Raw genomic sequence first — 9,981 nt, forward strand, 5'->3', positions numbered from 1 at the left:
GTTTGCACAGCATTTACGTTCTCTTGGTATCGACCCCGATAATTTACCCAGCAATCCGTAAATTAGGTTTGCTTCCAGCCAAAAAGCGGGAGATTTGCCACGTAGTTGAAATCTTGTTAGCTTTTATGCTTAAAATTGCACAAGAGGTTTATTTAGCATCTACCAAGAGCTAAAGTTGACCCTTTGCAGGACTAACCCCAAGCAATGCTGACTGAAATTTTGCCTTTCCGTTTTGAGTTAGACACGATCGCGATCGCTGGAGCGAGTTTGTGGTCATTGGCGCTATATCTAGGTTTTTCCAGAGTCAATGAATGGGTAATCGAACAACTCAATCGCTGGTTTAACTTTGCCGAGCGATCGCTCTACACCAGCCAGTCAGAATTTGAAAAGACTCGTAAAGCCAGAGAATCCCAAAATGCTTTCTACGCCTCACTGTTTAGCATTGTGCCTTTTTTGGTAGTCGGCGCTTTATGTAACTGGGGTCTGGAAATTAGTTTAGGCGAAAGTTGGGGAATTAGTACAGGTATATTAGCCTGTATGGGTGCTGGCATTTATGAGCTTGGGCGCAGGGATGGAGAATCTTCAGATTAAGCCAAGGTAAAAATCAGGGAGATGTTGCTCCCATTACTCCCTCATCTCTCCTGACTTCTTAATTTCCTCACCAACAATCTGTGCTATCTTCTGGGCTGCACCGCCTTCACCGCGAATATTACGGAGTTTAGCGCGCATATCATCCAATTTTTCTGGATTCGCCAAAAAGTCTAAAACCATTTCCCCAACTTCTTGCGGTTGAAGTTTACCCATAAGTTCTGGGACTATCTCTTCTTGTGCCCAGATATTTGGCCATGCTAATAAACCTTTGCGTCTCACAAATCTCAGAAATGACCAATTAATCACCTTAGTAAAGGGCGTACCGACTACTGGCAGATTTGCCAACAATCCAGGTAAACCATCCCAAGAACGCATAGCGTCAAGTTGCTGTGTTGGCAGTAAAACAATCATTGGCACTCCTAAAGCACCAAGTTCGGCAGTGTTTGCCCCCACCGTAGTCAAGCAGATACAGCACTGGGATAATAAGTGATATGCAGGGTTTTCTTGCCACAGTTCCACAGTTAAGCCCGTTGCAGTTTTGAGCAATGCCTTGCCGTTAGCATCCTCTGGGATAATTAAGGAAGCACCACCAAAGCCAAAGCTTTCACCAATAGAGTTCTTCTGGGGATCGGCAAAACTAGCTAAAGTTTGTAAATCCAAAGTTGGGGCTAGAGGAATTACAAATCTGGTTTGCGGTCTTTTTGCATGAACGTATTCGGCAATAGCTAAAGATAATGGTACTCCTTGGGCTAATTTTGCTGCTTTTGAACCAGGGAGTAAACCAATCAATTCAGTCTTTTGTCCTACCTTGTGGGTTCGCTCTTGGCGTTCTCGAAGAGTAGCCGTTGACGCATCTATGTCATTAGTCATTTGTCCTTTGTCGTTTGCTAAGGACAAATGACCAATGACGAATGACGAATGACTACTAGCTTCTAGCATCAAATCACCGACAACAGTGAATTTCTGAGCATATTTCTGGGGGACACGGGTTGCAACTTCAGGTTTCATGATTCCAAAGCGATCGATCCAGTTGTGCCACCTGGCTTCCCATTCGGCGTAAACAACTGTGCGGTATCCGAGCTTTTTGCCTATAATCACTGGAAAAATTTGATCGCCGCCCAAAAAAACGATAACACCGCGACTTCTCCAATCCCAATTTTCAAATGTTTTGCCCCAAAGCAAAAATTGCCAAAAATGTTCTGCTCCCTGAACTCTATCTACTTCTGGGTAAGAAAGAGCGATCGCTGCTTCTTTACCACTGGCATTTGAGCAAGGCGATAATACTACAGAAATCCTTACTAAAGAACGGTCATCCCCTAATTCTTGCCGCAACGCTTTCACTACTGGACGCACCCAGGTTGTTACTTCACCTGGGCCATTTGAAAGGATCAGAATATCTACTTGAGTCATTAGTCAAAAGGCAAATATTACCTAATTCGTTCGTTATGCTATAGGTATATACTGTAGCTTGTTAATGAGATTTGATAACCTCTTTCACATTAATTTTGCATAGAATTGGCAGTTATTTAATCGCTAACACTGTCACCTAGATTGCGACTACTGGTTTTCAGCTATATTTAGTTGACATTACCAAATAAGCCAGAGTTTTTAATTTTAAATACCTCTTTAAGTAGATAAAATTTGATCATTTGATAAAACTGAAGTGTCAGTAATATTATCTAATTATCAAGAAAAATATAGCGGTAAAGTTGATTATTATATTTTCTATAAAATGTATTTTTTGAACTTACCCGATGGTAAGCCTATACGTACTTAGCAATACAGGTCTTTAAAGGATGGTTAGCAAAGTTTAGGGTATTGACAATCGCAGCTATGGGTAACAATCATAGCTGCGATTATTAATAATTTTTTGGGCAATCTAAAATATAGCCCTTTTTTTTTGCTTACCAAACCCATTGTTTAGAGGGTGAACCCTGTGATAAAAGGCAACTCCAGCCCATCTGACATCAAAATGTATTCCTCACGAAGTTTACCGATCCGATTTATTATTGGCGGTACTACTCTTATTGTGAGTATTTCTGCTTATTTTAGCTATCAAGCTGCTCGTAAAATAACGCTACAAGACTTGAGAGGAAAAGCTTTTTTGGAGGTACAGAGAGGGGTTGATGAAATTGAGGAGTGGTTACATGTTCGCAAAGTCGAGGTACAAACCCTTGCTCATACTTCAACTGTACGCTCCTTAGACTGGTCTTTAACAGAACCTTATTTAAAGTCAGAAGTTGAGCGGATCGATGAATTTTTCTTTTTCCTATTAGCTACCCCGGATGGTTCGTATTTTAATACTAAGGTTGGTCGGTCAAATAAGAATATTAAGGATCGAGACTACTTTCAAAAAGCACTAGCTGGAAAAAGCAACATTTCCGATCCCTTTATCAGCCGTTCCACAGGTATTCCTTTAATTGCGATCGCCACTCCAATCTGGTCTGATTCTCCTACCAATCGTTCGCCGATTGGGGTTTTCCACGGCAATGTTAAAGTCGATCGCATTGCTAAGGTGGTCAACTCGTTGCGCTACGGCAAGAACAGCTATGCATTCGCCCTCAATTCCCAAGGAGAAGCGATCGTCCATCCCAACTCAACCTTAATGTCAACGGTAGAAAAACCTGCACCCAGCCTGCTGAAAATTCCAGATCGCAATTTAAATGCGATCGCGCAGCAGATGGTAAACAAACAACAGGGAATTCAGTTGATGGAAATTGACGGCACTAAAAAGTATGTTGCTTATGTACCGTTGCGAGAAGCTAATTGGTCTGTAGCTTTGGTAATTCCGCGTCAAAACATTGAATCTCGGCTACAATTCTTCGATCTGATCGCCCTAATTGTGGGCGGATTGACAGTGACGATGATCGCTGTCTTGTGGCAGGTACAAGCGTTTGAACAAGCTCAACTGAAAAAATCTAAAGCAGCGGCTGATACCGCAAACCGCGCTAAGAGCGAATTTTTAGCCAACATGAGCCATGAACTGCGAACGCCCTTGAATGGTATTTTGGGTTGTGCTCAAATTTTGCTGCGTTCTAAAGGTTTGCCGGAGTCAGAGCAATATCATGTAAACATCATTGAACAGTGTGGCTCTCATCTACTGACTTTAATTAATGACATTTTGGATCTTTCCAAAATTGAAGCGCGAAAACTAGAACTGAATCCTCAAGATGTGCATTTTCCGTCTTTTTTACAGGGTATTGTAGAAATTTGTCAGATTCGGGCAGAACAAAAAGGCATTTTGTTTGTCTATGAACCCGCAAGTAACTTACCCACAGGGGTTCATGTCGATGTCAAAAGGTTACGTCAGGTTCTCTTGAATCTGCTGGGAAATGCGATTAAATTTACCGATGAGGGTAAGGTTAGCTTCAAGGTTGAGATAATCGATCGACTTCATGCTGATGGGCAGACAGAGAAATATCGCATTCACTTTAGTGTAAAAGACACAGGAATTGGCATAACTCCAACCCAATTGGGCAACATTTTTTTACCATTTGAACAAGTAGGTGAGAAAAAGCATCAAATAGAAGGGACAGGGCTGGGTTTAGCTATTACTCGGCAGTTGGTGCAGATGATGGGTAGCGATATCCAAGTTAAAAGTGAGATCGGTCAGGGTAGTACTTTCTGGTTTGAAATTGCGATCGCCCAAGCCAGCGAATGGGTACAATCTGCGATGGCTGTATCCAAGGGACAAATCATTGGCTTTACAGGTAGACCCCGCACCATCTTGATGGTGGACGATCGCTGGGAGAATCGCACAGTAATTACAAGCTTATTGCAACCATTGGGTTTCAAAGTGGTTGAAGCCAGTAACGGTAAAGAAGGTTTAGAAAAAGCGATCGCTCTGAAACCAGACCTGGTGATTACAGATTTGCTGATGCCAGAAATGGATGGGTTTGAATTGATTAAACACCTGCGTCATACCCCAGATATCCAGGATGTCAAGATTATCGTCTCTTCTGCTAGTGTCTTTGAAGCCGACCAACATCGCAGTCTACAAGCAGGAGGTGACACCTTTTTGAGTAAACCTGTACAGGCAGATGAATTACTGCATCAATTAGAGTGCCATTTAGGTTTGATATGGATTTACCAGCAGTCTGAGGAACAACAAATCAATTCTTCGCCTACAACACTTGATAGTTCACCAGATAAGTTGACTCCTCCTTCCCTCGATATATTGCAAGAACTGATGAATTTAGCCAGTAAGGGTAACTTCAATGACATTCTCAAATGGGCAGATAAACTAGAGGAAACAGACACGAAATTTGCTCCCTTTGCTAATCAATTGCGGCAGCTAGCTAGGCAGTTTGATGAAGATTTAATCCTTAAATTTTTGACCGAAAAATTAAAAGATTAATTTTCTTAAATTTATTTATGGGAATTGTAGTGCGTGAATTTTAAATTTGGAGTGTTCTCCTTTAGCGTATTGCAAAAAAGTAACATGAATCAATATAGGATAGAAATATTATGACAGCAACGATAGGCGATCAAAAAAATTCCCTAAATAGCGATCCTAGTAGAGGAATTATTTTAGTCGTTGATGATAACCCTGCCAACTTACAAGTTTTATCGAGCTTTTTGGATCAGTCTAGCTTTGAAGTTTGGGCAGCTCGTAGTGGTGAAAAAGCCATTCAGAGATTAGAAAATGATAATTTACCTGATTTAATCTTGCTTGATATCATGATGCCGGGTATCGATGGGTTTGAAACTTGTAAATACTTAAAAAGTGAAAGCAATCCTCGTGTCCGGGATATTCCAATTATTTTTATGACTGCTCTTTCAGATACTGCTGATAAGGTTAAAGGATTGCGATTAGGAGCAGTAGATTATATTACTAAACCTTTTCAGCATGAAGAGGTCTTAGTGCGAGTAGAGCATCAACTTAAGCTTAAAAATTTGACGAAAACCTTGATTGACAAAAACACCGAATTACAACAGATTCAAACTCAACTGATTCAAGCAGAAAAGGTCGCAACCTTGGGTCAAATGACAGCAGGAATTGCCCATGAAGTAAATAATCCCATCAATTTTATCGCTGGCAACTTGAATTTTGTTGAAGAGTATTTCCGAGATGTTGTTAATTTACTTGAACTATATCAAAAGTATCTACCTGATCCCCCAACTGAAATTCAAAATGCTATTAAAACAAAAGATATCAATTATTTGTTAAATGATTTATCCAAAATTATTCAATCTATGCAAGTAGGTACAGATCGCGTTACAGAAATTGTGTCATCGTTGAATAAGTTCTCTCGACACGGAGAAGCAGGAAAAAAACTGGCTAATCTGCATGAAGGTTTAGAAACTACGCTACTCATTCTTGGACATCGACTTAAAGCAAATGCTCATCGTCCAGCAATTAAATTAATCAAGGAATACGGAGAACTACGACTTATTGAGTGCTACCCAGGCGAACTAAATCAAGTTTTTATGAATTTGATTAGTAATGGGATCGATGCAATTGAAGAAATCAAAAAAAATCAGTATTTTGATGAAAATTTTAGACATATTGGTATGATTTGGATTAAAACTGAAGTAATTGGAGAGCGAGTTATTCTCAGAATTGCAGACAATGGCTCAGGAATCAGCGAAGCAAACCGGACAAAGATATTCGATGCTTTCTACACTACAAAAGTCATTGGCAAAGGAACAGGGCTAGGTTTATCTATTGCTTACCAAATTGTAGTTAACAATCATCGCGGTAAGCTAAGTTGCCATTCAACACAAGGTGAAGGTACAGAGTTTGTGATTGAATTACCTATCCGATAAATTAGAATCCCAAATCCTACCTAAGTCGGCATTTAGAAAATACGATTAAGACAATTTATGGTAGCGTCAGCAGCGGTACGGCTTGGCGATTTTTGAAATTAGAAGGGCAAATATTGAGTATTGATTTGAATGATTATACTGTTCCGCCAGTGGAAATACTATTGAGAATGTTGGTTTGGATGGTGCGAGAAGGTTAGATATTTTGATCTTTGTGTCTTAGTGTCTGTGCTTAAAACAGGATCGCTTCAAAGGTAAGAAAACCTGTACTCTAATACAATACATCTCAATTATGTAAAAATCGAATACTCTAGGGAACGTGGATTATCAATTCTTTTGGAAGCTTCTAATATTTCAAGCCCGATAATATTTCCATCTTCGATTATTTCCTTACAGATCATCTCGAAGTACAAGCTCAGTCCTTAAAACGCAATATCCGAAGCAATTTCCTGCCAGCGAGTAGCCAAATCCTCCGCAGTAGAACTCTCAACAGCGGCAAGGTTTAATGGATAATCTACGTTGTTTCGCTCGACCCAGCGCAGGGCTGTGAATTGCCCGTTGCTTGCCCTTAATATAAATCCAGACTCTCGGCATTCACCAGAAGCGAGATATAACACTCCAGGGGCGACTTGATCGGGTCGCAAATCCTCTGGCTGATCTTGGATGTTCCACATCCGCGTTTTGGCGACTGGCGAAATCGCATTAACGAGAATTCCATGCTCTTTGCCTTCAACCGCGAGCACATTCATTAGACCGATCTGTGCCATTTTTCCCATCGCGTAAGGAGCAAGACCACTGAGTGCATATTGTTGATAAATAGCTCTATCCGAAGTCGTCAGCACAATCCGTCCGTAGTTTTGCTGTTTCATAATTGGAAAGGCAGCTTGAGCCAGCCATGTTGGTGCCTCTAAATTAATGCTGATGGCGCGCTGTAGAAAATCAAGTGTCAGTTCTTGCACGGATTGGTATGCAACCCATCCAGCGTTGTGAACCAAGATGTCGAGGCGACCAAACTTCGAGAGCGTAGTTTCCACTAAACTTTGACAGCTATCTCTACTATCAAGGATTACGTTGCTCGGTAACGCAACTCCACCTAGTTCTTGAATTCTCCTTGCAGCATCAGCCGCTACATTCGGATCAAATCCGGTTCCATCTTTGTTAACGCCTGCGTCATGTATAACCACTCGTGCTCCTCTTTCCGCCAGCAGATGGGCATATGCTTCGCCCAAACCTCGCCCGCTTCCAGTAATGATCGCTACTTGATCGTTGAGTCGAATCACTTAATTTTCTCCTGACTTAAATTCTGCTTCTTAGTGGATGTATGCACCGTCTCATGACTAGCTCAGAACTTAGCTAGCCAACGATTACCTTACTGTTCCTATCTGTATCAACTGCTGTTTGTATGTCTTGGGGCAGTGTTACATCCAAACGTACAGCCTTTGCGGTTTCTGGATAGTGTTCAATCAAAGCGCGAAGTTGCTCTGGTTGGCGAGCAGTAGCTAGCACTTCATCGCCCTTCTTCAACACCGCTTCTGCTAGGGCCCGTCCGAACCCTGTTGAACATCCTGTAATCAACCAAACTTTAGGAGCGACACGATTTTTGTCTCTTGTCATTTGTTTTCTCCAATACAAAAACGATGAGATGCGAGGATCGGCACAACTGCAATTGTGTAACTTACTTTCCACATTAAGCAGCCTGAATAAATATGTCCAATATGATTTTTGTCTTAAACTAAGACTTAAAACGTATTAATTGACAATGGAACTTCGACACTTGCGTTACTTCGTGACTGTAGCTGAGGAACTTCATTTTGGTCGCGCCGCGCAACGACTACAAATCGCTCAACCGCCACTGAGTCAACAAATCCGTCAACTCGAACAAGAACTCGGTGTCGAGTTGCTGTATCGGACAAAGCGAACAGTCCGACTTACTGAAGCAGGACTTGCCTTCTTACAGCAGGCACGACAAATTCTAGTGCAATCTGAGCAAGCGATTGAGGTAGCCCAACGTGCAAGTCGAGGTGAAGTGGGTCGTTTAGCGATTGGATTTGTTGGATCTGCCACGTATAGCCTGCTGCCTACTGCCGTGCGGTCATTTCGCCATCAGTTTCCTGATGTTCGTTTGATGCTGCATGAAATGACCACGACCGAGCAAATTGAAGCACTGCATGACGATCGTATTCAGCTTGGCTTTATTCGTCCGCCCATCAGCGATGACGAACTCAGCGTGGAAACGGTTTTACAAGAATCGTTCGTCGCTGTATTGCCAGAAGCACACCCGCTTGCGACTCAAACACAACTGTCATTAGCATCACTCGCCGAGGAGTCCTTCATTTTATCTCCACGTCATCTAGGAAGCGGCTTTTACGATCAGATTATCCGTTTGTGTCAACAAGCAGGATTTATTCCTCAAGTAACTCAGGAAGCAATTCAGATGCAAACTATTGTCAGCTTAGTGGCAGCAGAATTAGGGGTTGCGCTTGTCCCAGCTTCACTCCAGAATTTGCAACGAGCAGGGGTCGTTTACAAACCGCTCGAAGACCAAACACTCTATGTCAAGTTAGCAATTGTTTGGCGAAGTGCAAACACCTCGCCCGTGCTACACCAATTTCTAGCGCAATCAAGAGCCGTTACACGATTTAGTGCAGCGTTTCATTAAGCAATGCTGTTGAGGCTTATCGAAACGCTTGTACTCCCCTAATTCATAGATGCGCCCGTCAAATCTTGAAGATTTTCTTAAATTTTTTGGTTTAATCTTACCATTATTCCTGATGGCAGATAGGGGACTAAAAAATATTTAGTCCGCATAGGCAAGTTTTGTTTTGTAAGTGGAATTAAATAGCTATTTAGCCATTTAACTATTAAATAAAAGTATTACAAAAAGTTTACAAATAAGTGAGCGAATACTTTTAAACACAGTCAACAATTACAAAGAAATATTTCGTTTTTTATATCGATTTGTGTCAGATACACGATAAAATGCCCACTGGGCAAGCGTTTTCTGATAGAAAACACATATTGCCTAAAGATCACAAAGTTACCTGTGGCTGATGATGCCGCTAGGAACTTCTAGTAGAGAACACGCATCAAAGGAGCCGAAGAAGCATGTTCACACACGTCAAGTCCACCATTAGACACATTGCGCCTGATAACTTACGCGGACGTAATTTAATCAAGGTGGTCTATGTCGTGCTTGAGTCCCAGTACCAGAGTGCTTTGTCGCAAGCAGTTCGCACGATTAACGCGAACAATCCCAACTTGGCGATTGAAATCAGCGGGTACTTGATTGAGGAACTCCGCGACCCAGAGAACTACGAAGAGTTCAAACGAGAAATTGAGAGTGCGAATATCTTCATCGCTTCCCTCATTTTCATCGAAGACTTAGCACAGAAAGTAGTAGCAGCAGTAGAACCACACCGCGATCATCTGGACGTTTCTGTTGTATTTCCCTCCATGCCAGAGGTAATGCGCCTGAGTAAAATGGGTAGCTTTTCCTTGGCACAGTTGGGTCAGTCAAAAAGTGCGATCGCGCAATTCATGCGGAAACGCAAAGAAAAATCCGGTGCGGGATTCCAAGATGGGATGCTGAAGCTTTTGCGAACCCTGCCGCAAGTGCTAAAGTTC

General features: G+C 41.9%; 8 protein-coding genes. 5 read left to right on the forward strand and 3 right to left on the reverse strand.

The annotated features are described in order from the left end of the window. The first annotated feature begins 204 nt into the window (after positions 1-204). Positions 205-591, forward strand: a complete 387-nt coding sequence (locus tag IQ229_RS02455; protein WP_194040963.1) for a hypothetical protein — start codon at positions 205-207, stop codon at positions 589-591. 33 nt (positions 592-624) lie between these two features. Here IQ229_RS02455 and IQ229_RS02460 read toward each other — a convergent pair whose 3' ends face one another. Continuing rightward, on the reverse strand, positions 625-2,001 hold the full coding sequence (locus tag IQ229_RS02460; RefSeq protein ID WP_194040965.1) for a glycosyltransferase family protein: 1,377 nt from the start codon (positions 1,999-2,001) through the stop codon (positions 625-627). A 562-nt stretch (positions 2,002-2,563) separates the two neighbouring features. Here IQ229_RS02460 and IQ229_RS02465 point away from each other — a divergent pair. Then, the gene (locus IQ229_RS02465) at positions 2,564-4,948 is read left to right on the forward strand and encodes an ATP-binding protein (RefSeq protein WP_194040973.1); all 2,385 of its coding nucleotides are present in this window, start codon (positions 2,564-2,566) and stop codon (positions 4,946-4,948) included. A gap of 110 nt (positions 4,949-5,058) precedes the next feature. After that, on the forward strand, positions 5,059-6,360 hold the full coding sequence (locus tag IQ229_RS02470; protein WP_194040967.1) for a hybrid sensor histidine kinase/response regulator: 1,302 nt from the start codon (positions 5,059-5,061) through the stop codon (positions 6,358-6,360). 419 nt (positions 6,361-6,779) lie between these two features. Here IQ229_RS02470 and IQ229_RS02475 read toward each other — a convergent pair whose 3' ends face one another. After that, the gene (locus tag IQ229_RS02475; RefSeq protein WP_322743928.1) at positions 6,780-7,637 is read right to left on the reverse strand and encodes an SDR family NAD(P)-dependent oxidoreductase; all 858 of its coding nucleotides are present in this window, start codon (positions 7,635-7,637) and stop codon (positions 6,780-6,782) included. A 73-nt stretch (positions 7,638-7,710) separates the two neighbouring features. Continuing rightward, a complete protein-coding gene (locus tag IQ229_RS02480) occupies positions 7,711-7,971 on the reverse strand; it encodes an SDR family NAD(P)-dependent oxidoreductase (RefSeq protein WP_228013036.1) in 261 nt (86 codons plus the stop codon). A 145-nt stretch (positions 7,972-8,116) separates the two neighbouring features. Here IQ229_RS02480 and IQ229_RS02485 point away from each other — a divergent pair, with 145 nt between their 5' ends. Together IQ229_RS02485 and IQ229_RS02490 are read left to right on the forward strand one after the other, a co-directional pair. After that, positions 8,117-9,016: a LysR family transcriptional regulator gene (locus tag IQ229_RS02485; RefSeq protein WP_194040969.1), complete on the forward strand. Its 900-nt coding sequence runs from the start codon at positions 8,117-8,119 to the stop codon at positions 9,014-9,016. Between the two features lie 446 nt (positions 9,017-9,462). Next, positions 9,463-9,981 (forward strand): DUF3479 domain-containing protein (locus tag IQ229_RS02490; RefSeq protein ID WP_194040971.1); only part of this gene is annotated, 519 nt, incomplete at its 3' end.

Origin of the sequence: Nostoc cf. edaphicum LEGE 07299, assembly GCF_015207245.1 — a bacterium.
GTDB classification, from domain to species: domain Bacteria; phylum Cyanobacteriota; class Cyanobacteriia; order Cyanobacteriales; family Nostocaceae; genus Nostoc; species Nostoc edaphicum_B.

Excerpts from the sequence above, each read along its gene's own strand:
- IQ229_RS02485 (WP_194040969.1), top strand. The coding sequence starts at position 8,117 with ATGGAACTTCGACACTTGCGTTACTTCGTGACTGTAGCTGAGGAACTT.
- IQ229_RS02455 (WP_194040963.1), top strand. The coding sequence starts at position 205 with ATGCTGACTGAAATTTTGCCTTTCCGTTTTGAGTTAGACACGATCGCG.
- IQ229_RS02465 (WP_194040973.1), top strand. The coding sequence starts at position 2,564 with ATGTATTCCTCACGAAGTTTACCGATCCGATTTATTATTGGCGGTACT.
- IQ229_RS02470 (WP_194040967.1), top strand. The coding sequence starts at position 5,059 with ATGACAGCAACGATAGGCGATCAAAAAAATTCCCTAAATAGCGATCCT.
- IQ229_RS02480 (WP_228013036.1), bottom strand. The coding sequence starts at position 7,971 with ATGACAAGAGACAAAAATCGTGTCGCTCCTAAAGTTTGGTTGATTACA.
- IQ229_RS02460 (WP_194040965.1), bottom strand. The coding sequence starts at position 2,001 with ATGACTCAAGTAGATATTCTGATCCTTTCAAATGGCCCAGGTGAAGTA.